Genomic DNA, 21,429 nt, shown 5'->3' on the forward strand with positions numbered 1-21,429 from the left:
CTTTACATCAATCGGCATTAACTAATCAAGGCAGGAGACTTTCGATGAGACAACGCCTTTCAATCGCATTGGCCAGCCTGCTGGCCATCGGCGCCACCACGATTCAATGCGCGTCCGCGCAGGAAGCCGAGCGGCTGGGCAACGACCTGACCTCGCTGGGCGGAGAGAAGGCAGCCAGCAAGGACGGCCTGGTCCCGGCCTGGGCGCCGGGCGACGTCGGCCACGGCTGGAGCTACGGCAAGAAGCGCGCCGACTTCTGGAAGTACAGGGGCGAGAAGCCGCAGGTGTCGATCGATGCCGGCAACGTGGACAAGTTTGCCGACAAGCTGACCCCGGGCCAGGTCGCCTTTATCAAGCAGACCAAGGGATACCGCATGGACGTGTATCCGACGCACCGCAACTGCAGCGCGCCCGACTTCTTCGCCGAGAACACGAAGAAGAACGTGGGCACGGCCAAGCTCGGCGCGGATGGCTGGAGCCTGGCGCAGGCGACGCTGCCGGGTACGCCGTTCCCGATGCCCAAGACCGGCGCCGAAGTGATGTGGAACTTCAAGATGCGCTATCGCGGCGTGGGTATCGAACTGCCGTCGAATACGACCGTGGTGTCGCCGCGCAAGGGCAGCACGGACTGGATCGAGGCCGTTTCGGTGCAGACACTGTACTTCCCGTGGGGCGCCAAGGGCAGCAAGAACCTGTCCGACCTGCCGCCGGTCGAGTACTTCACGTACTACGCCTACAAGGCGCCGACCGCACTGGCCGGCCAGGGCCTGGTGCAGACGGTCTATACCGACAAGGTCAGCGAAACCTTCTACTACTTCCCGGGCCAGCGCCGCGTGCGCCGCATGCCGTCATATGCCTATGACGCGCCGCAGATTGGCTTCGAGAACCAGTACACGATGGACCAGCCGCTGCTGTTCAACGGCACCATCGAGCGCTTCGACTGGAAGCTGGCCGGAAAAAAGGAGATCTATGTTCCGTACAACAACGTGAACATGTTCGACCCGGCCGCCAAGCTGCACGACGTGCTTGGCGAGAACTTCGTCAGCCCGGACTTCCGCCGCTACGAACTGCATCGCGTGTGGGTCATCGAGGCCACGGTCAAGTCCGGCACCCGCCATATCTCGCCGAAGCGCACGTTCTATGTGGACGAGGATAGCTGGAACATCCTGGTTGCCGAGGACTACGACACGCAGGGCAAGCTGTGGAAGCTGCGCGAAGGCTACGTGACGCCGGTCTTCGAGACCGGCAGCTGCGACGTGCTGCCGTTTGTCCAGTATGACCTGACCGATGGGCGCTATGTGTTCGACCTGCATCCGTTCGGATCGAGCAAGGACATCCGCTGGTTCCCGCAGACCACCGACGTCCGCTTCAAGGACAGCTTCTACACCGGCGAAAACCTGCGCGCCATCAGCGAACGGTAGGGCCTGCCCAGGAGGGCAACTGCAGCAGTCAATGCGGCAGTAACCAGAAAAACAAAGGGCGTGGCGGCGACGATGAATAAAAAACGGGGCGCGCCGCCACGAAACGCCCGGAAACGCGTCCAGCGTCTTCAATCTTGTCCAACTTAGGATGGAGGAATCATGCGAGCCGCCAAAATCAGCGCCATCGCCGCGGCGGTGTGCGCGCTGGCGTCCCAGTCGTCGTTTGCCTTTACGTTCGAAGGCGAATCAATCAGTGGGGCGTTCGATACAACAATCACCGCGGGTCTCGGGATGCGGGCCGGAAGCCAGTCCTGCTCGATGATCGGCGATCCCTCGTACTGCGGGGGCAATGTGAACACGGGGCAGTGGGCGAACGGCGACGACGGCAACCTGAACTACAAGCGCGGCCAGCTGTTTTCCGCGTACCTGAAGGGAACGAGCGAACTGCTGCTGAGCCTGCCCGATCAATACCGCTTCATGGGCCGGGTCAGCTATCTCTATGACTTTGCCGCGGCCAACACCCAGCGCACCGGGCTGTCCAGCGACGCACGCTCCCAGGTCGTGAGCGATCCGCGCCTGCTTGACCTGTGGGTGAGCAAGGAGTTCGAGATCGGCGAGCAGCGCGCTCGCTGGCGCCTGGGCAACCAGGTCATCAACTGGGGTGAAAGCGTGTTCGCCCTGGGCGGCATCAACGCCACTAACGGCTATGACCTGAACCGCCTTTCCATGCCGGGCACGCAACTGAAGGAAGCGGTCCTGCCGGCGCCGATGCTGAGCTTTGCGTCGGGCCTCGGGCACGGCCTGAACATGGAAGCCTACTACCAGTTCGGCTGGAACCAGTACCGCTTCCCGCCGGTCGGCACGTACTTCTCGGTTGCCGACACGTTCGACAAGGGCCGCCAGGCGGTCTACCTCGACCCGAACAACTTCAACGTTGGCGGCCTGGACCTGGCCGCGGCGGCGCGCACGGGACAGCAGCCCGGCTTCGCAGTACCGATCGGTGGCGACGTGAAGGCACGAAGCCAGGGGCAATATGGCATTTCGATGCACTACAAGCCTACCGGGGTTGAGGCCGATTTCGGCTTCTACATGCTGAACTACCACGACAAGACGCCAGTCCTGCAGTTCACGGACAATGGCTCGGCGGCACGCTGGAAGTACCTGGAAGACCGCAAGCTGTATGGCATCAGCGCCAACATGCCGGTCGGCAACTGGGCCTTCGGTACCGAGCTTTCCTATCGCCCGCATGACGCGGTGTCGTTGTCTGCCTGCTACGGGCAGGGCGGTCCGACCGACGCGAACACGAATGCGTCGCCGGCCTCCACCTGCGACGCCTGGATCGACAAGAAGAAATTCCAGCTTCACCTGACCGGCTTACTAAGCCTGACGCCAAGCGACCACAAGCCGTTCCTGAAGCTGCTAGGTGCCGACACCGCGACCTTCCTCGCCGAAGTGGTGTTCGTGAAGTACCCGGGCATTGGCTCCGGCACGCGCATCAACCGCACCGCTGCGGACGGCACGGCGGTCACGCAGGTGCCGGCCGCCGGCTACTGGACGTGGACCGGCGCGGACGCCAATGGTCAGACCATCGCCGTCGGCCAGGGCACGTCGTTCTCGTGGGGCTACACCGTCGACTTCAACTGGACCTACGACGGTACCTTGCTGCCGGGCTGGCAGGTGACGCCGGGCGCCACCTACTTCCAGGCGGTCAACGGCCGCACGCCGAGCTTCAGCTCGAATTACATGCAGGGCGCCAAGTCGCTGAACCTCTACGTGCAGTTCAACAAGAACCCGGCGTCGTGGCAGGCCGGCATCAACTACGCGATGTTCTTCAAGGGCGCATCGACGTTCGATCAGCCGCTGGCTGACCGGAATTTCTTCGGCGCGTTCATTTCGAGGAACTTCTGAGGAGGATTCGGGCGGCCTGACTGGTTTACCCGAAGGTCGTCCGGGGCATGGCCCGGGGAGGGGAGCGCGCCTCAGCCCGGGAATGGATGCGCGGGATTCTCGCCTTTGCAAAGGGGAAGCAAGTGTTGTCAAGAATGACTGGATGGCTGGAGCGGATCGTCTTCCGCCATAGAAACATCACGCTGGGCGTCATCGGCCTGTTCACACTGGCGATGGCATTCTTTGCGTCGCAGTTGCGCATGGAGGCCGGCTTCGAGAAGCAGATGCCGATCGGCCACGAGTACATCAGGACGTTCCAGCAGTATCGCGACGAACTGCTGGGCGCGAACCGGCTTACCGTCGTCGTCAAGGCGCGCCACGGCACGATCTGGACGAAAGAGGGGCTTGGCCGGCTCTATGAGGTCACACAGGCCGTGCAGAACCTGCCGAACGTGGATCGCCTCGGCGTCCAGTCGGTATGGACGCCCAACAGCTTCGTCAACGAGATCACGGAAGACGGCTTCCGTGCCGACCCGCTGATCGACGGTACCATCACGCCGGAGAAGCTGACGCCGGACACCATCGCCAGCATCCAGCGCGCCGCGAGCCAGGGCGGCTTCGTCGGCACGCTGGTCTCGCGCGACCAGGCCAGCGGCATGATCACGGCCGAACTGGTGGAGGTGGGCCGCGACGGCAAGCAGCTCGACTACATCGCGTACAACCGGCTGCTCGAAAATCAAATCCGCTCGAAGTTCGAGAACAAGGACTTCGAAGTCCAGATCATCGGCTTTGCCAAGCAGATCGGCGACATCGCCGACGGCGCCGAAGGCGTGCTGGTCTTCTGCAGCATCGCGCTGGTCCTGACCGCGCTGGCGGTGTACTGGTACTGCCACTCGCTGCGCTTCACCATCCTGCCGATCGTCTGCTCGCTGACGTCGTTGGTGTGGCAGTTCGGCACGCTGCGGCTGCTGGGCTTCGGGCTGGACCCGCTGGGGGTGCTGGTGCCATTCCTGGTCTTCGCGATCGGGGTGTCGCACGGCGTGCAGCAGATCAATTTCATCGTGCGCGAACTATCCCACGGCAGGAGTTCGATGGAGGCCGCCCGCGCGAGCTTCAGCGGGCTGCTGGTGCCGGGCACGCTGGCGCTGGTGACCGCGCTGGTGTCGTTCGTCACGCTGATCCTGATCCCGATCCCGATGGTGCGCGAACTGGCGATCACGGCGTCGATCGGCGTCGGGTACAAGATCATCACCAACCTCGTGATGCTGCCGGTTGCGGCGTCGTACTTCCATTTCGAAAAGGCATACGCGGCCAAGGCGATGGAAAAGCGCGAGCAGCGCGCCGTGTGGCTGCGCTCGCTGGCGCGCGTGGCCGAGCGCCGCAATGCCGTCATTGCGTTGCTTGTGACCGCCGTAGTCTTTGGTGTCGCCGCCTGGGAAAGCCGTGACCGCGTGATTGGCACACTGCAGCCGGGCGCGCCGGAACTGCGCGAGGATGCGCGCTTCAACCGAGATGCCGTGGCGATCTCATCGTCCTATGACGTGGGTCTGGACTGGCTGACCGTCGTCTTCGAGGCGCCGGCCGACTCCTGCGGGAACGTCAATGTCGGCATGCTGCAGGACGAGTTCGTGTGGGCGATGGGCAAGGCCGATGGCGTGGCGTCGATTTCGTCCTACTCGACGCAGCTCAAGACCTACAGCGAGGGCTACAACGAGGGCAACCCGAAGATGGCCGTGGTGCCCATCGACGCCGGCAATTACGCCGCGCTGAGCGCCGAGATCGGTCGTGTGCATGGGTACATGAGCAAGGACTGCAGCATGACCGCCGTCCACCTGTTCCTGAAGGACCACAAGGCGACCACCATCGAGGGCGTGCTGCATGCCGCCCGCGAGTTCCGCAAGACCCACGAGACGACCGGCGTGACCGTCCGCTTCGCGGCCGGCAATGCGGGCGTGCTGGCGGCCATCAACGACGAGGTGGAGAAGTCCGAGCTGCCGATGATGCTGTACGTCTACGCGGCGATCCTGATCCTCGTGTTCGTGGCGTACCGCGATTTCCGCGCCATGATTGCCTGTTGCGTGCCGCTGACCGTCGGCACCTTCATCGGATACTGGTTCATGAAGGAACTGCAGATCGGCCTGACCGTGGCGACGCTGCCCGTGATGGTGCTAGCCGTGGGGATCGGCGTGGACTACGCCTTCTATATCTACAACCGCCTGCAACTGCATCTCGCGAACGGCGTGCAGATCACGGCCGCGCTGGAGAAGGCCATCCAGGAAGTTGGCGTGGCCACGATCTTTACCGCCATCACGCTGGCGATCGGGGTGGCGACGTGGTCTTTCTCTGCCCTGAAGTTCCAGGCGGACATGGGCAAGCTGCTTGCCTTCATGTTCATCGTCAATCTGATCATGGCGATGACAGCGCTGCCGGCCCTGGCGGTGGTGCTGGAAATGATCTTCCCGCGCAGGAAGCCGGTCCGGGCGCCCGGTGTGCTGAGTCATTGAGGTGCTGCAAATGAACGTCTCGAAACTGCTGACCTGCCCGGTACTGGCGCTTGCCCTGGCCGGTGCGATGGGCGCCCCTGCCGCAAGCGCCGCCGACGCTGCGCAGCCATTCACCCAACCCGCCGAGGCGGCCAGCCACGCGACCAGGGCGTCCGTCCTGGGCGCGGCCAACGCCGGCAGTCGCGTCGTCACGGTGGGGGAGCACGGCATCGTGCTGCTGTCAAACGATGACGGGAAGTCATACCGGCAGGCCGACAAGGTGCCGCTGCGGGCTACGTTGAACGCGGTGCATTTCGCCGATCCGCAGCAGGGCTGGGCCGTCGGCCATTGGGGAGCGATCCTGCACACGGCCGACGGAGGCCGCACGTGGCAGACGCAGCGGCTCGACACTAAGATCGACCAGCCGCTCTTTTCGGTCTACTTCCGGGATACGATGCATGGCGTGGCGGTCGGCCTGTGGTCGCTGATGCTGCGGACCGAGGACGGTGGCAAGACCTGGACGCAGGTCGAACTCCCGCATCCGGCCGCACAGAAGGGCGCCGATGCCAATCTCTACGCGGTCTTCGCCGGCGGCCCCGGTGCACTGCTGGTGGCGGCGGAGCGCGGTCGAATCCTGCGCTCCGTTGATGATGGCGCAACGTGGACTTATGTCGAGACCGGGTACCAGGGTTCGTTCTGGGCCGGCACGTACCTGAAGAGCGGCGCTTTGCTGGTTGGGGGACTGAAGGGAACGATCTACCGAAGCGACGATGCCGGCGCCAGCTGGAAGCCGGCGGCCAGTCCCGCCAAGAGCTCCGTGACCGCGTTTCGCGAGCAGGATGGCAAAGTGTTTGCCACGGCGCTGGACGGCGTCCTCCTGACGAGCGCGGATGATGGCAAGTCATTCGTCGCGACGCAGCGGGCGGATCGCCTGCCGCTGACTGCTGCTGCGGTCGCGTCGTCGGGTGTGCTGTTGCAGTACTCGAAGGCGGGAGTGGTGGCCGCGGGATCCAGGCATTGATCGTAGGAAGGTGATGACAATGTCCGGCGTTTCACAGGCATATCTGCCGGAATTGCCGATTGCCGTCACCTCACCACGACAGATTCCATGTCTTCCAGACGCTTCGCCGATGCCTGAAGGCCTTCGAAAATTCGGTCGGAGACCCGAGCCGGGAATCCAGCAGGGAGCTGTCCTGCTACGCTCGAAATAACCGAGGGAACTTGCGCAATTAAATCGCGAAGGACTGGCTCTGCAGTTTCGCCCGCATAACACCTGTGGGCCATGGCGTTGAAATGGCGGCGCCGAATGTCTTTCAGGTGATAGTGGCGGTTCTTGCCATCGACTGCCATGGCAAGCTTGGCTTTATGGTAAGAGATGCAATTGGGCCCATCGCCGATAATGGGCCAGGCAGACAAGATATCGTAGAGTGGCGTCAGGTTGTAGCGCCCCGCCGACAGCATATGGATGCTGAAGTTCTTGGCATGTCCGTCAGTCGCGGCCAGCATCCAGAACAGGATTTGTGCTGCCAGGAAGATCTCGAGGTCCCGCTCGGGCGTCTGCGATTGCCGGAGAATTCTCGCAATGTCGGCCATCCCCGGGCCGCCTTCTGCTTCGTATTTCAGATGGGGAGGTACGCCGAGGGCCTGGCAGAAGTCCTCCTGCGGCAACCGCATGATCCACTGGCCGCTGCGATGTAGCTGTCGGTCAAACCGCTTGACGACGAGCACTTTCTGCTTGCCGAAGGTCAGTATTTCGCAGTCGGGCACCGGGAGTCCGAACGCCTTGACCAGCTGCATGCAAAGCCATTCGTTCTCCACCGAAGTCGTCAAGTCCGCCTTGCGGTTGCCGACCAGGCCGAGCGGCAGCTTCAAGATATGCGTGGTAGGCGTTGCGCCATGCGGCAGCAGCCACCTTCCTTCGTGATAGAGCAGGGCGGTCTTTTCCTGGGCGCCCGCAATGGAGATGCGGAAATCCTCGTCTTCCCTGACCGTTCCAGGCCCCGTTGTAGTAACCGTATTCTCAAGCAGCTTTTCGATGTCGGCATCGGATAGCGGGATGCCTTCAATCCGGTCGACATTCTGAGGAGCCTCATCTTCCCTGAGGAGTTGGACAGCGCCAACGCAATCGCGTCCAATGGCTTCCAGCAGGTCGAAAGCGTCGGTGGAACCGGTCTGAAACCTGGTGGCGAGCCGCCTGCGGATGTTGTCGTTATCTGGCAGGAGGTTGTCAAAGTAGTTTCGGACTCGGGCTCCCTTCAAGGGAGAGTTGTCAACGCCAAACGGTAATGACAGGGACAAGGGACGGCCGGCGGCAGATCGCATCCAGTCTTCGTCGTACTGGAGCTCCATTGGACCGTGTGGCGGGATGCGCCAGGTGCCAACCCGAAGACCATTGGCCCAGAGGGACAGCGCCCGAGTGTGTGACTTTCTTCCCACGGTCGTTACCACTCCGTTTCTTCGGATGTCGGGGCCGGGCCCTTCGACTGGATGAGTAATTCCAGCCCGTAAAGGCTCACCAGAGCCAGCAGTTGTTCCGCGGAGATGGCTTCAGGTTCCAGTTCCAAGGCTGACAGCCGGCTTTGGCTGAGACCCAGCCTGGTGGCGGCCTGGCCTTGCGTGAGCTTCTTCGCCCGGCGTGCCGAACGTAAAACCTGGCCTAGCTGAGATGGCGTCGAGAGCACTTGCATCATTTGAAATACCTGAAATTCGGGTAAAACTATTTTAGTTGAATTACAGGTAAATGCAAATTACCTGACATACAAATATTTTGATTTTACCTGTATTGCAAGTAAGCGGCTGGCGCCTTCGCACGCCGCATCTGGACGGCGGTCGGACGGCCGCATTCAGCCGGCCAGCCCGGATTTCGGTCGGACGATGCCAGTGCGCAGCGTGCCGGGAGAGGGCAAGCCGCCCCAGGAGGCAGCGTGCCCATGCAGGCTTCAGTCCATATGCTGCCCGCCGTTTATGGCGAGATTTGCCCCCGTCAGGTAGGCCGCATCTTCCGAGCAAAGGAAGGCCACCAGTCCTGCTACCTCTTCGGGCCTGCCGAGACGGCCCATCGGAATCTGGGGCAGGATTTTGCTGTCCATGACGTCTTTCGGCACGGCCATCACCATCTTGGTGGCCAGATAGCCCGGCGACACCGTATTGACTGTCACGCCCTTCCTGGCGACCTCCAGGGCCAGCGCCTTGGTGAATCCATGCATGCCAGCCTTTGCGGCGGAATAGTTGGTCTGGCCAAAGGCGCCTTTGGAGCCGTTGACCGACGAGATGTTGATGATGCGGCCCCAGCCGCGCTCCACCATGCCCTCGCAGAGCGGCTTGGTGACATTGAATACGGAGTCGAGGTCGGTCCTCAGTACCGCATCCCAGTCAGGCTTGCCCATTTTCTTGAAGGCCATGTCACGCGTGATGCCGGCGTTGTTCACCAGGATATCGACGTGGCCCACTTCGCCCAGGATCTTCGCCATGCATGCCTGGCAGCTATCGAAGTCCGCCACATCGACTTCGTATGCATTCATCTCGCGACCGCCCGCTGCCATGGTTGCCAGCCATTCCTGGACTTTGGTGTTGCCCGGCGAATGGGTTACCAGCACCGTATGGCCCGCATCATGCAAGCGGATGGAAATAGCCTCTCCCAGGCCGCCCATGCCACCCGTAACCAGTGCAATCCTCTTGGTCATACTGACTTCCTCCTCTGGAAAGTTAAAGACCCGGACCCGGCTTGCGGGAAGAGCAGGCCGATTTGTTGCCATTTGAATGGTGGTCGACACAATGGTGACACACAAGGAGGTTGACGTTAGCGAGGGTTACGGACACGCGGAGCGTCCGAAAAGCGAGCCTTGTGGCCGCACGACTCCCCGTCCTATGGCATGCCGATTAACTGGCTCATGGCAAATTGCCCTTTCAATGCCGGCAAAGCGAGATTCCCTTGTTACTGCGCGGGCGGTAAAATCGACCCCGACCTTTATGCGCCGGCATCGAGAATGCATACCCATTACGATAATCTGAAGATTTCTCGTGACGCCCCGCCTGAGGTTATTCGGGCGGCATACAAGGCATTAAGTCAAAAGCATCATCCGGACCGGAACCAGGACTCTTCCGAATCCCACCGGGTCATGACGATTATCAACACGGCTTATGAGGTCCTGATGGACCCGGCAAAGCGCGCCCAGCACGATGCCTGGATCGCGGCGCAGGAAAAGGCAAAGGCGGTGGCGTCCGCCAGTGCCGGGCAGCGGGCCAGGCCGGCTTCGACAGCCTCTGGCGCCTCCACGAGCCCGGCTTCCAGGGCAGGGTCGGCAGCGCGCCAGGCTCGTCCCGGGGCGTCGACAGCATCGCGGGCATCGGCGCCTTCACAGGGGACGGCAAAGCCGGCCGCCAACCACACTGTTTCAAAGACGCTGTTCGTGCTGGTGGTTGCGGGGGCCGCGATTTACCTGATCATTCCGACAGCGCGCATGCCGGCGGAGACTTCCCGTCCGCCTGAGGTCGTGACCGTGCCGGAAACGCCTGGCGAGTCGCGCGCGGCTCCCGCGACGCCATGGAAGCCGACGCAAGCGCAGCCGCGCTATGTGCGCCCGCCCGTTGCGCCGAACGGCCAGTCCTGGCCGGCGTGGTCCAGCTACGTTCCCGGTTATCCCATTCGCAAGACGGGGGGATTGTCGTCACTGACGGTCGACAATTCGCGCAACCCGGCCGACGTCTTCCTGAAAGTGTTCTCGCTGGAAGGCGGCGACCCGGTCCCGGTGCGTTTCGCACTGGTCAAGTCGGGAGCTTCCTTCGAGTTTGCCAATATGGCTTCCGGCAACTTCGATGTTCGCTTCATGGATCTCGATACCGGGGAGATCTCCAGGACGGAGCCATTCGAACTCGAAGAAATTGCCGAAGGCAATGGCACGCGATACAGCCGGATGTCGCTCACCCTCCATGGCGCGCGCAGCGGCCATGCCCGGACCCAGGAAATCGGCGCAAGCGAGTTCTAGGGCAGGACGTCGCGGACTGCGTCCGAAATCCGCCAGGTGTCTTCAACCATCACGCTCAACGCAAGCAGAGGCACAGGTTTATGCCGGATTCGACAGGGGTGTTCACGCTGCCGCGCTGGCAGCCGATGAAGTGGCTCGTGGACCCCGGCAGGCCGGTCTCTCCGGATATCCGGCATGCGCTGGTGGGCAGCCTGTTCGGCACCCTGTCCATTTTCATCGGCGGCGTCATCAATACGCTGCTGGTGGCGGCGCTCATCACCTGGCATCTGCCACGCACGCAATTTTTCTTCTGGCTGGCGCTGGAATGCATGATCTGTGTCGCGCGCATCGGCGTCCTGACTTCCGCCAAGCGAAGGGCGCGGGCCGGGCTGGCCACGCATACTGACCTGCATGTACTGCTGAGCCTGGTCTGGGCGTTCAGCGTTGGCCTGGGGACCTACCTGAGCATTACCAGCGGCGACTGGCTCGCGGCCGCGCTGGCGTGCCTGTCGTCGGCCGCCATGATCGGCAGGATCTGCTTCAGGAACTTCGGCGCGCCAAGGATGACCGGCCTGATGATTCTCCTGGCGCTTGGTCCGTGCTGTCTCGGCGCCCTGGTCGCACGAGAGCCGTTGTTCCTGCTGACCCTGGTCCAGTTGCCCGTCTATGTCGCCAGCATGACCAGCGCCTCGTTTCGCATGAACGCGATGCTGGTGGCGACCATGGAGTCGGAGCAGGAGAGTGCGCATCGTGCGCGGCACGATGCGCTGACGGGGCTGCTCAACCGGGCCAGCATCCTGACCGAGATCCGGCGCACCAACGCGAGCGACGACCTGCCGTCGCAGCGGCTGGCGCTCTTTTATCTGGATCTCGATGGCTTCAAGCAGGTCAACGATATCCATGGCCACGGTGGTGGCGACGAACTGCTCCAGCACGTCGCCGAGCGCATGCGCGCCGGCGTACCCGGCAGCGCGCGCGTGGCACGGATCGGCGGGGATGAGTTCGTGATCGTGCTTGGCGATGACCAGCGCGACAGCGTCCGGTTGCTGGCCGATCGGCTCCTGCGCGATATCAGCGCGCCATACCGGTTGTCGAATGGGGCCGAGGTCCGGGTGGGCGTGAGCGTCGGCATCGCCCATGTCCGGCCGCAAGGACGCACGGCCGATGCCCTGCTGGGCATCGCGGACAGGGCGCTGTATATGGCCAAGGCACGCGGCAAGGGAACCTTTCACTTCGCCGAAGCGAACTAGCGCGGGTTCCCTTGGCCCTGGCAGGCCGGTGCGACCGGCCTGTCGGAGCAGTCAGACCAGCGCCGGGTAGTCCGTATAGCCTTCCGCGCCCGGGTGATAGAACGTCTCGGGGCGCGGCGCATTGAGCGATGCGTCGAGCTCGAGGCGGCGCGGCAGGTCCGGGTTGGCGATAAACAGCTGCCCGAACGCGACGGCGTCGGCCTCGCCGGCGGCCAGCACGCGTTCGGCGGTCTGCTTGGTCATCTTCTCGTTGGCGATATAGACGCCGCCGAATGCCGCCTTTAGTGCCGGCCCGAGGCGATTGTCGCCCAGCGCCTCGCGTGCGCAGATGAACGCGATGCCGCGCTTGCCCAGTTCGCGTGCCACATAGCCGAACGTCGCCGCCGGGTCGGAGTCGCCCATCGAATGCGCATCGCCGCGCGGCGAGAGGTGCACGCCGACGCGGTTGGCGCCCCACACATCGATGCAGGCGTCGGTGACTTCCAGCAGCAGCCGCGCGCGGTTCTCGATCGAGCCGCCGTAGGCATCGGTGCGCTTGTTGGTGGAATCCTGCAGGAACTGGTCAAGCAGGTAGCCGTTGGCACCGTGGACTTCGACGCCGTCGAAGCCTGCCTTCTTGGCATTCTCGGCACCGTGGCGGTAGGCCGCGACCACGCCGGCGATTTCCTCGGTTTCCAGGGCGCGCGGGGTCACGAAGGCGCGCTGCGGGCGCACGAGGCTCACATGGCCGCCGGCTGCGATAGCGCTCGGTGCCACCGGCAGTTCGCCGTCCAGGAAGATCGGGTCCGAGATCCGGCCGACATGCCAGAGTTGCAGGAAGATGCGGCCGCCCGCGGCATGGATGGCGTCGGTCACCTGCTTCCAGCCCGCGACCTGCGCGTCGGTCCAGATGCCCGGCGTGTCGGCATAACCCACGCCTTGCGGCGTCACCGCGGTGGCTTCGGAAATGATCAGGCCGGCAGACGCGCGTTGTACGTAATACTCGGTCATCAGTGCGTTCGGCACGCGCTGGCCACCGACTGCACGCGAACGCGTCAGCGGCGCCATGATGACGCGATTGGGCAGGTCGAGGTCGCCAATGCGGATCGGATCGAAGAGAGTAGGCATGAGGTCTGGCCTTTCGTATGGAAGGGAAGGACGCACGGTCAGTGCGGAGGTCAGGGCAATGGCAAGACGCGGCAGCGCCATGCCGGTACGAATCAGAGGTCTTGGTGGATATGGTCGAGAAACGCCTGGATGGTCTCTTCGTCACGCTTGAAGAAGACCCACTGGCCAACGCGCCGGGCGCGGATCAGCCCCGCACGCTGCAACGTCGCAAGGTGTGCCGACACCGTCGATTGCGACAGTCCGCAATGCGTGTCGATCAGCCCCGCGCACACGCCCATGTCGAGCGGGTGTTCCTGCTCGGCGAAATACGCTTCCGGCGTTCGCAGCCAGGCAAGGATTTTCCGCCGCACGGGATTGGCCAGGGCCTTGTGGATGGCATCCACGTCGATCTCGGGCTTCGCGGGGGTGGTGTCCGGCGCAGGTTGTTTCGGTGATTCACGAACCATATATCGGGAAACATCAAAATGTGTATCGTGACTATACGATATATGCGCGCGCTCTGCATGACCCCATGCCGAGTGCGGGTTTCGTGAGCGAACTCTGGTCTATTCCCTGTTGACCGGGTTTGACGCGTCAGGAAGATGAAACACCTGCGGGACTGCCCGTGTTCAGAAGATGGGTTGGGGTTGTCGTGCTTGGCAGGCGCCGCTGTTTTGCCGACCCGCGCGCAGCGCAGCCGTAGGCGTCCCACCGATGGCGTGGTTAGGAGGGGCCACCACGTAATCCGGATTCGCTCATCTGACGTCTCTATCCTGATCATCTACGCGGCAGGCAGTCTGGCTATGCCCTGTGCCGTCTTCACCACCTCGGGCCGTTCGTCAACCACGAAAACGCCCGCCAAGCACCGACAACCCCCATCATCCCCCGGCCGCAACACCGCGCCGCCGTCAGCCGGCGCGCAGCATGTGCTTCTGGATCTTGCCGCTGGTGGTCTTGGGCAGCGCCTCCAGGAAATGGTAGCGGCGCGGCCGCTTGTAGGCGGCCAGCCGGTCGCCTTGCAGCAGGAAGGCGTCGAGCTGTTCGGCGCTGACCTGCGCTTGCGGACGCGCGACGACATAGGCGCCGACCACCTGGCCCCAGGTCGGATCGGATTCGCCCAGGACCGCAACCTCCAGCACGGCGGGATGCTCGATCAGGGCGTCTTCCACCTCGCGCGGGTAAACATTCTCGGCGCCGGAGTTGATCATGTAGTCGATGCGGTCGCGGATCCAGAGGTAGCCGTCCTGGTCCAGGCTGCCGAGGTCGCCGGTGTGGTACCAGCCATGGGCCAGTGCCCGCGCATTGGCGTCGGGCCGGTTCAGGTAGCCGCGCATCATGCACGGCCCGCGTACCAGCACTTCACCGACCTCGCCGGGTGCGCACGGCTGTGACGGATCGGTCGGCTCGCCGTCGTCGCGCAGCCGCGCCACCACCAGGTCGTGGCCGAGCGACGGCAGGCCGGCCGAGCCCGCGTGGCTCAGTTGCTCGTGCGGGTAGAGCACCGACATGCAGGGGCCCATCTCGGTGGTGCCGTAGACCTGCACCAGGCCAGCGCCGATCTTGCGGTCCCATTCGCGGATCAGGTGCGGAGCCATCGAGGCGCCGCCATATTCCACGAGCCGCAGCGAGGAAAGATCGCGCCGCTGCGCATCGGGATGGTTCAGCAGCATGCCGACCATGGTCGGTGCCGCAAAGAAATGCGTGACGCGCTCGGCCTCGACCAGCTCCCAGGCCTCGCTGGCGTCAAAGCGCCGCTGCAGTACCTGGGTGGCGCCAAGCTGCAGCCGGGGCAGGAAGCTGGTATGCAGCTCGGCGGTATGGTTGAGCGGGGCCACGGACAGGCCTACGTCTTCGCGCGTCAGGCCCATGGCCTGATGCATCATGGCGTTGTGGAACAGCTTGCTGCGGTGGGTGTGCACGACGCCCTTGGGCCGGCCCGTAGTGCCGCTGGTGTACATGAGGATGCAAGGATCGTCCTCATGCACGATGACGTCCGGTGCCGTGGCGGGCTGGCCGGCGGCCAGCGTGGCCAGGTGGTGCGTGGCAAACGACGGCGCGGCGCCGTCCTCGGCATAGATCAGCAGCGGCTTGCCGGTGGCCTGCGCGGCTGCCTTTTCCGCGACCGGGGCCCCTTCCTGCTCGAACACCAGCGCCCGGGCATTGCCGTCGTTCAGGATATAGGCCAGTTCCTGCGCAGCCAGGCGGTAGTTGACCGGGTTGAACACCGCGCCGATGCGGGCGCAGGCCAGCAGCGTGAAAACGAAGGCCGGCGTGTTGTAGAGAAAGGCCGCCACGACGTCGCCCTTGCCGATGCCAACCGAGAGCAGGGCATTGGCGTGGCGGTTGACTTCGACATCCAGGCCGGCATAGGTCCATGCGCGCCGTGCGGCCCCGGTACCGGTGACCAGCGCGGTCTTGCGAGGCAGGTAGCGGGCGGGCCAGGAAAGGGTATCGCCGAGGGTAAGGCCGTCAGTCAACGTTGTGCTCCAAGGGGCCACGGCAGGAGTGCCGGTGCGCCCGTCTTGTTCCAGTGAACTGTGGACTATAAGGCGAGCATTACATGGGAGTGAAATAACGATTTGCTCTTTCCTTATGCCTCACGCGGCACACCAGGGCAGCCATCGTGGAAATGCGCATTGCCTGCGCCATGCTGGCGTTGCGCCGTGCGGAGACACTGTCCTGAAGGCGGGCCGCGTGGCACACTGCGCCGCCGGTACGGTCGTTGCTTCACGGGAGGCAACAGGCCGCAAACACAGAAAGACATAACCCCCACTTCCGGGAGGAGATGCTGCGATGCCCATGACGGATCATTACCTTTCCGACGCGCCCCCGCGAGCGGAAATCGACGCCCTGCAGGGTCCCACGCTGCTCGAGTTCGGCACCGACTGGTGCGGCTGGTGCCAGCGTGCCCAGCCGGCGCTGGCCCAGGCCTTTGCCAGCTATCCGGACCTGCGGCACATCAAGGTGGAAGACGGCAGCGGCCGCCCGCTGGGCCGCTCGTTCAGGGTCAAGCTCTGGCCCACGCTGGTCTTCCTGCGCGACGGCCAGGAGGTGTCGCGCCTGGTCAGGCCGGCCGACGCGGGGCCCATCCTGAAGGCCATGGCGGCGATTGCCTGAGCGCGCCTGGGCTGCCAAACCTGGCAGCCGCGATAATAAACGTGCTGGCAATCCCCGCTTCAGGAGGGCACAGGTTTTGCCCCTTCCGGCCGATGCTCCGATTGGCGATACCTGCGGTGTGCAGTACACGCGCGGGCGCCTGGCTCCTGAATCCGGTGCCGGTCTGCTGCGCCACGCAGCGCAGTGCCCGGCCAACCCAACGCACTGAACATGAGCGCCGACAGCCCAGAGCAGCGACCTACCGTCCTCGTCGTCGACGACATTCCGGAAAACATTGCCGCCATGGTGGCAATGCTGCAGGACCCGTACCGCGTGCGCGTGGCCAACCGTGGCGCCAAGGCGCTGCAGCTGGCCGCGTCGTCGGCGCCGGACCTGATCCTGCTGGACGTGTCGATGCCGGAGATGGATGGCTATGAAACCTGCCGCCATCTCAAGGCCAACCCGGCCACCGCGCACATCCCGGTCATCTTCCTGACCGCCCGTACCGACGAACTCGATGAAGCGCGCGGGTTCGAGGTGGGCGCCGTCGACTACATCATGAAGCCGGTCAGCCCGCCCGTGGCCCGCGCCCGCATCGCCAGCCAGCTTACGCTCAAGCAGGCGCACGATTTCCTGCGCGACCGGTCGGCCTACCTGGAGGCCGAGGTCCAGCGGCGCATGCGCGAAATCACGCAGATCGAAGACGCCACCATCATTGCGCTGGCCGCGCTCGCCGAAACCCGCGACAACGAGACCGGCAACCACATCCGCCGCACCCAGCACTACGTGAGGGCGCTGGCGCGCGCGCTGCGGCACGACCCGCGTTTCAGCGCGCAACTGGACGAGCGCACCATCGACCTGCTGTTCAAGTCCGCGCCGTTGCACGATATCGGCAAGGTCGGGATTCCGGACCGCATCCTGCTCAAGCCCGGCAAGCTGACCGCCGAGGAGTTCGAGACGATGAAGTCCCACACCACGCTGGGCCGCGACGCCATTGCCGATGCCGAAGCCCAGTGCGGCACGCGCGATTCCTTCCTGCGCTATGCGCGCGAGATTGCCCAGTACCACCATGAAAAATGGGATGGCTCGGGCTATCCTGAAGGGCTTGCCGGCGACGCCATCCCCGTGTCGGCCCGCCTGATGGCGCTGGCCGATGTCTATGACGCGCTGATATCGCGGCGCGTCTACAAGCCCGCCTTCCCGCACGAAGAGGCCGTGCGCATCATCCTGGAAGGACGTGGCCGGCATTTCGATCCCGGCATGGTCGATGCGTTCCACGGCATTGCAGACGAATTCCACGCCATTGCGCTGCGCTTTGCTGACCCGGCACACGAGCCGCAGCGCTGTCTGTCGCCCGCAATCTGAGCGATGTCCAGGCCCGATTCACACGCAGGCTTCTGGCTGCGCGGCTCACTGCTGGCCTACGGCGCATTGCTGATCCTGGCGGTCTGGCTGGTGGCGTTCGCCGCGATGTCGACGGTGCGCCAGAACGAGCAGGCGAGCGTCGGCGCGCGCCTGGGCGCGACCGTCAACACCACCGCGCGCCAGCTCGAGACCTGGGCCAGCGAGCAGCGCCGCCGCGCCGTGTCCATGAGCACGCTGGACGACACGATGCGGCTGGCGCGGCCGCTGCTGGGCGACGGCGCCCAGCCCAGTGCCGACCAGCTGCGCGACTTCGCCAGCTGGATCACGCCGCTGTACCGCTCCAACGGCTATATCGGCTACGGGCTGATCTCGATGGACAACCGCATCGTGGTTTCCGACCTGGCCGAGCGCAACGGACAGCTGCTGCAGCCCGAAGCTGCGGCTGCGGCAACGCGCGCGCGAGAGAACGGTGCCGCCTTGTCTGCGCCATACCCGGGACCGCTGCTGGAAGACGGACCGGTCGGGCCGGTGGGCCGCAGCCCGTTCCAGGTCGTGTGTTCGCGCCTGTGGGACCATGACCGCGTCATCGGCGCGCTATGCCTGCGCATCGACCCGTACGCGGTGATGCTGCAGATCCTCAAGGCCGCGCGTTTCGGCAACTCCGGCGAGCTGTATGTGATCGACCGCGACGGCCGGCTCAATTCGCCGAGCCGCTTCGACGAGACGCTGGTCGGGCAGGGGCTGCTCCAGCCGGGCGATGCCTCCATGTTCAACCTGCACGTGCGCGTGCCGCACGACGTTGGCAATGGCCGCTGGCGTGCCGACAACGATGCGCCGCTCACACGCCTGGCGCAGCAGGTACTGCATTCCGAGACCCTGCAAACTGCCTTCGGCTACCAGGACTACCACGGCCAGCGCGCGGCCGGCGCAGGGCTGTGGATACCGGCACTCGGGGCCGGTCTGATCCTGGAGCAGGACATGCAGGAAGCGCTCGGCTCCTACCTGTCCACGCGCGCCGTGGTGGCCAGCATGGCGGGCGCCATCATGCTGCTGATCGCGGTGGCAGCCTGGGCGCTGCGCAAGAGCCAGCACAAGCTGGCGCAGAGCGAGGAGCGACTGCGCGCGCTGCTGGACCACTCGCCGGCCATCATCCACCTGAAGGACCGCAACCACGCCTTCCTGCAGCTCAATCCGGCCCTGGAGACGCTGCTCGGCCTGGAGCGCGAACAGGTGCTGGGCAAGACCGACCGTGAACTCGCGGTCATGCCCGACGGCACCCAGGAGCGCTGGGAAATCGAAGACCGCGTGATGGCCACGGGACAGGCCGAAGAGCACCTCTACGCGATGGCTTCGCCAGAGGGCACGCGCCAGCTGCGAATCATGCGCTTCCCGGTGCAGGACCCGGCCAGCAAGGCCGTGGTGGGCGTGGGGGCGGTCGGTATCGACATTACCGAGGAGGAGCGCGCCACGCGCGAACTCAGGGAGATGTCGCAGACGCTGGAGCAGAAGGTGTGGGAACGCACCCGCGAACTGGCCGTGGCCAACGCGGAACTGGCCAAGGCCAAGCATGAGGCCGAGTCGGCTGCCCAGGCCAAGGCCAGTTTCCTGGCCAATATGAGCCATGAGATCCGTACCCCGATGAACGCGGTAATCGGCATGGCGCACCTGGCGCTCAGCACCCGACTTGACCCCCGGCAGCGTGACTACGTCGAGAAGATCCAGCGTTCGGGCCAGCACCTGCTGGGCATCCTGAACGACATCCTGGACCTGTCGAAGATCGAGGCCGGCAAGCTGGAGATCGAGCAGATCGATTTTTCGCTGGAGCGCCTGCTGCGCACGGTGGGAGATCTGGTCAGCGAACGCGCTGCCGCCAAGCAGCTGGAACTGGTGGTCGACGTGCAGCCGGACGTACCGGATTCGCTGCGCGGCGATCCGCTGCGCATCCGCCAGGTGTTGATCAACTTCACCACCAATGCGGTCAAGTTCACCGAGCGCGGCGAGATCGTGGTTCGCGTGGCGCGCTGTGCCGGCGAGGATGCCGAGACGCGGATCCGGCTGCATTTCGAGGTGCGCGACACGGGCGTCGGCATCGATGCCGATGCCATCCCGCGGCTGTTTCGCAGCTTCGAGCAGGCCGACAGCTCCACCACGCGGCAATATGGCGGCAGCGGCCTGGGGCTGGCCATCAGCCACCGGCTGGTGACCCTGATGGGCGGTACCATGGGTGTGCAGAGCGAAGTGGGCAAGGGCAGCACGTTCTGGTTCGAGCTGGCGCTGCTGCCGGGTACCAGGCGGGCGCCGGCACTGCTGGTGCGGCCGGAACTCGCGGGGCGCCGTCTGCTGGTGGTCGATGACCATGGCTATGCGCGCCAGGTGATTGTCTCCATGCTGCGCGGCTTTGGCTTTCGCGCGGACGAAGCCGAGTCCGGCGAGAAGGCGCTATCCGCCATCCAGCACGCGGACGCCATGTCCGATCCCTACCATGCCGTCTTCATCGACTGGCGCATGCCCGGGCTGAACGGCATCGAAACCGTGCGCAGGCTGGCGGCAATGTCATTGCAGGGCCAGCGTCCGCGGCCGCTCATGATTACTGCCAACGGGCGCGAAGAAGTCGTGCGCGAAGGCCAGCGCAACGGCTTCGAGACCACGCTGCACAAGCCGGTCAGCCCGTCGGTCCTGTTCGACGCGACCATGCGGGTGCTGGCTTCGGAGCCGGGACGCATGGCGGACCGCGGCGCGCCGGGATCCGAGACGGGGCCCGGCTGGTCGCTGCCGCACGCGCGCGTGCTGCTGGTCGAAGACAACGAGATCAACCGCGAGGTCGCCACGCATCTGCTTCAGCAGGCCGGCATCACGCCCGATACGGCGGAGAATGGCGCGATCGCACTGGAGCTGCTGGCAGGGCAGGACTACGACCTGGTATTGATGGACATGCAGATGCCGGTCATGGACGGGTTCGAAGCCACGCGCCACATCCGCGCCAACCCGCGGCTGGCGTCGCTGCCGGTGGTGGCGATGACGGCCAATGCCTTGCCCGAAGACCGCAACCGCTGCCTGGCAGCGGGCATGGACGACCATATCGCCAAGCCCATCAGTCCGGCCACCTTCTTCACGACCCTGCACCGGTGGCTGACCGGCGCGCCGTCAAGGACCGGCGCCGGCGCGCGGGAAGCGGCGGGCTGGCACGACGATGCGCTGGCCGTGCCGAACGCGATGGTCGAGACGGCCGAACCCGAAGCGGCGGACGCTGTGCCGGACTGGATCCGGGCACTTGCAGCCACGGGCCTGCTCGATGTCGACGGCGCGGTCGCCCGTGTCGGCGGGCGCATCGACACGTTCCGCCAGTTGCTGGGCCGCCTGCTCGCGGGCTATGCGAGCACACCGCAGCAGATCGGCGCGCTGCTGCAGGGCGGCGAGCGTGCCGAGGCCGCGCGCCTTGCGCACGCGCTGGCCGGCCTGGCCGGCAATCTTGGCGCCAGGCAGGTGGCCAGCGTCTCGGCGTCGCTGGAGTGCGCGTTGACGGGAAGGGGGGCGCAAGATCCGTGCGCCTTGCTGCAGGCGCTGGAACAGGCGCACGCCAGCCTGTGCGAAGCGCTGACCCGGCACCTGCCAGCGGAAGCGCCGGGACCGGCAGCGCCGCTCGCCAACCAGGCCGCCAGCACGTCGGACTTGCTCGACCTGCTGCGCCGCCAGTTGGCCGACGGTGCCAGCGATGCCAGCCTGACGTTCGCGGCCAACCGCCAGCGGCTGGCGGACGTGCTGGAAGTCGATCGCTTCCGTCGCCTGTGCGAGGCGGTGGAGAACTATGACTTCGAAAGCGCGGTCGAGGTACTGGCAGGCAGCGCGCGCTAGCCGGGCCGCCTGGCGCGGGGCCTGG

Annotated in this window: 15 protein-coding genes; 9 read left to right on the forward strand and 6 right to left on the reverse strand. The window is 64.9% G+C overall.

Annotation, left to right across the window (positions count from 1 at the left end; genetic code table 11):
• Window positions 1-44: 44 nt before the first annotated feature.
• The 4 genes from AC3FNH_RS07375 (at window position 45) to AC3FNH_RS07390 (ending at window position 6,812) form a co-directional block, all read left to right on the forward strand.
• The gene (locus AC3FNH_RS07375; RefSeq protein WP_488719566.1) at window positions 45-1,421 is read left to right on the forward strand and encodes a DUF1329 domain-containing protein; all 1,377 of its coding nucleotides are present in this window, start codon (window positions 45-47) and stop codon (window positions 1,419-1,421) included.
• A gap of 159 nt (window positions 1,422-1,580) precedes the next feature.
• Window positions 1,581-3,329 (forward strand): DUF1302 domain-containing protein, encoded by a 1,749-nt coding sequence (locus AC3FNH_RS07380; RefSeq protein WP_488719567.1) that lies wholly within the window; start codon window positions 1,581-1,583, stop codon window positions 3,327-3,329.
• Window positions 3,330-3,451: 122 nt separating this feature from the next.
• Window positions 3,452-5,812, forward strand: a complete 2,361-nt coding sequence (locus AC3FNH_RS07385) for an efflux RND transporter permease subunit (RefSeq protein WP_488719568.1) — start codon at window positions 3,452-3,454, stop codon at window positions 5,810-5,812.
• Window positions 5,813-5,822: 10 nt separating this feature from the next.
• Window positions 5,823-6,812 (forward strand): WD40/YVTN/BNR-like repeat-containing protein, encoded by a 990-nt coding sequence (locus tag AC3FNH_RS07390; RefSeq protein WP_488719569.1) that lies wholly within the window; start codon window positions 5,823-5,825, stop codon window positions 6,810-6,812.
• 65 nt (window positions 6,813-6,877) lie between these two features.
• Here the strand turns inward: AC3FNH_RS07390 and AC3FNH_RS07395 are convergent, their stop codons facing one another.
• From AC3FNH_RS07395 to phbB, 3 genes are all read right to left on the reverse strand, one after another.
• Window positions 6,878-8,227, reverse strand: coding sequence for a type II toxin-antitoxin system HipA family toxin (locus AC3FNH_RS07395; protein ID WP_488719570.1), 1,350 nt, complete (start codon window positions 8,225-8,227; stop codon window positions 6,878-6,880).
• Between the two features lie 5 nt (window positions 8,228-8,232).
• On the reverse strand, window positions 8,233-8,481 hold the full coding sequence (locus tag AC3FNH_RS07400) for a helix-turn-helix domain-containing protein (protein WP_276101470.1): 249 nt from the start codon (window positions 8,479-8,481) through the stop codon (window positions 8,233-8,235).
• Window positions 8,482-8,730: 249 nt separating this feature from the next.
• Complete coding sequence (phbB, locus tag AC3FNH_RS07405) at window positions 8,731-9,474, reverse strand: acetoacetyl-CoA reductase (RefSeq protein ID WP_276103223.1); 744 nt, start codon at window positions 9,472-9,474, stop codon at window positions 8,731-8,733.
• A gap of 159 nt (window positions 9,475-9,633) precedes the next feature.
• On the opposite strand from phbB, the gene AC3FNH_RS07410 reads away from it, so the two are divergent.
• Together AC3FNH_RS07410 and AC3FNH_RS07415 are read left to right on the forward strand one after the other, a co-directional pair.
• Complete coding sequence (locus AC3FNH_RS07410) at window positions 9,634-10,776, forward strand: J domain-containing protein (protein WP_488719571.1); 1,143 nt, start codon at window positions 9,634-9,636, stop codon at window positions 10,774-10,776.
• Between the two features lie 80 nt (window positions 10,777-10,856).
• Window positions 10,857-12,005, forward strand: coding sequence for a diguanylate cyclase (locus AC3FNH_RS07415; RefSeq protein WP_488719572.1), 1,149 nt, complete (start codon window positions 10,857-10,859; stop codon window positions 12,003-12,005).
• Between the two features lie 51 nt (window positions 12,006-12,056).
• Here the strand turns inward: AC3FNH_RS07415 and AC3FNH_RS07420 are convergent, their stop codons facing one another.
• The 3 genes from AC3FNH_RS07420 to AC3FNH_RS07430 form a co-directional block, all read right to left on the reverse strand.
• Entirely contained in the window at window positions 12,057-13,112 is a 1,056-nt protein-coding gene (locus AC3FNH_RS07420; protein WP_276101473.1) for an alkene reductase, read from the reverse strand.
• Between the two features lie 92 nt (window positions 13,113-13,204).
• On the reverse strand, window positions 13,205-13,558 hold the full coding sequence (locus tag AC3FNH_RS07425) for an ArsR/SmtB family transcription factor (protein WP_276101474.1): 354 nt from the start codon (window positions 13,556-13,558) through the stop codon (window positions 13,205-13,207).
• A 441-nt stretch (window positions 13,559-13,999) separates the two neighbouring features.
• Window positions 14,000-15,568 carry a fatty acid--CoA ligase gene (locus AC3FNH_RS07430; protein WP_488719573.1) on the reverse strand — a complete coding sequence of 523 codons (1,569 nt, stop codon included), beginning with the start codon at window positions 15,566-15,568 and terminating at the stop codon, window positions 14,000-14,002.
• 316 nt (window positions 15,569-15,884) lie between these two features.
• On the opposite strand from AC3FNH_RS07430, the gene AC3FNH_RS07435 reads away from it, so the two are divergent.
• From AC3FNH_RS07435 to AC3FNH_RS07445, 3 genes are all read left to right on the forward strand, one after another.
• Complete coding sequence (locus AC3FNH_RS07435; RefSeq protein WP_276101476.1) at window positions 15,885-16,208, forward strand: thioredoxin family protein; 324 nt, start codon at window positions 15,885-15,887, stop codon at window positions 16,206-16,208.
• Between the two features lie 210 nt (window positions 16,209-16,418).
• Complete coding sequence (locus AC3FNH_RS07440) at window positions 16,419-17,552, forward strand: response regulator (RefSeq protein ID WP_488719574.1); 1,134 nt, start codon at window positions 16,419-16,421, stop codon at window positions 17,550-17,552.
• Between the two features lie 3 nt (window positions 17,553-17,555).
• Window positions 17,556-21,404 (forward strand): response regulator, encoded by a 3,849-nt coding sequence (locus AC3FNH_RS07445; RefSeq protein WP_488719575.1) that lies wholly within the window; start codon window positions 17,556-17,558, stop codon window positions 21,402-21,404.
• Window positions 21,405-21,429 lie beyond the last annotated feature (25 nt).

The organism is Cupriavidus sp. 22TCCZM01-5 (assembly GCF_057798915.1).

Excerpts from the sequence above, each read along its gene's own strand:
- phbB (WP_276103223.1), bottom strand. The coding sequence starts at position 9,474 with ATGACCAAGAGGATTGCACTGGTTACGGGTGGCATGGGCGGCCTGGGA.
- AC3FNH_RS07380 (WP_488719567.1), top strand. The coding sequence starts at position 1,581 with ATGCGAGCCGCCAAAATCAGCGCCATCGCCGCGGCGGTGTGCGCGCTG.
- AC3FNH_RS07435 (WP_276101476.1), top strand. The coding sequence starts at position 15,885 with ATGCCCATGACGGATCATTACCTTTCCGACGCGCCCCCGCGAGCGGAA.
- AC3FNH_RS07445 (WP_488719575.1), top strand. The coding sequence starts at position 17,556 with ATGTCCAGGCCCGATTCACACGCAGGCTTCTGGCTGCGCGGCTCACTG.
- AC3FNH_RS07440 (WP_488719574.1), top strand. The coding sequence starts at position 16,419 with ATGAGCGCCGACAGCCCAGAGCAGCGACCTACCGTCCTCGTCGTCGAC.
- AC3FNH_RS07375 (WP_488719566.1), top strand. The coding sequence starts at position 45 with ATGAGACAACGCCTTTCAATCGCATTGGCCAGCCTGCTGGCCATCGGC.
- AC3FNH_RS07415 (WP_488719572.1), top strand. The coding sequence starts at position 10,857 with ATGCCGGATTCGACAGGGGTGTTCACGCTGCCGCGCTGGCAGCCGATG.
- AC3FNH_RS07425 (WP_276101474.1), bottom strand. The coding sequence starts at position 13,558 with ATGGTTCGTGAATCACCGAAACAACCTGCGCCGGACACCACCCCCGCG.
- AC3FNH_RS07390 (WP_488719569.1), top strand. The coding sequence starts at position 5,823 with ATGAACGTCTCGAAACTGCTGACCTGCCCGGTACTGGCGCTTGCCCTG.
- AC3FNH_RS07400 (WP_276101470.1), bottom strand. The coding sequence starts at position 8,481 with ATGATGCAAGTGCTCTCGACGCCATCTCAGCTAGGCCAGGTTTTACGT.
- AC3FNH_RS07420 (WP_276101473.1), bottom strand. The coding sequence starts at position 13,112 with ATGCCTACTCTCTTCGATCCGATCCGCATTGGCGACCTCGACCTGCCC.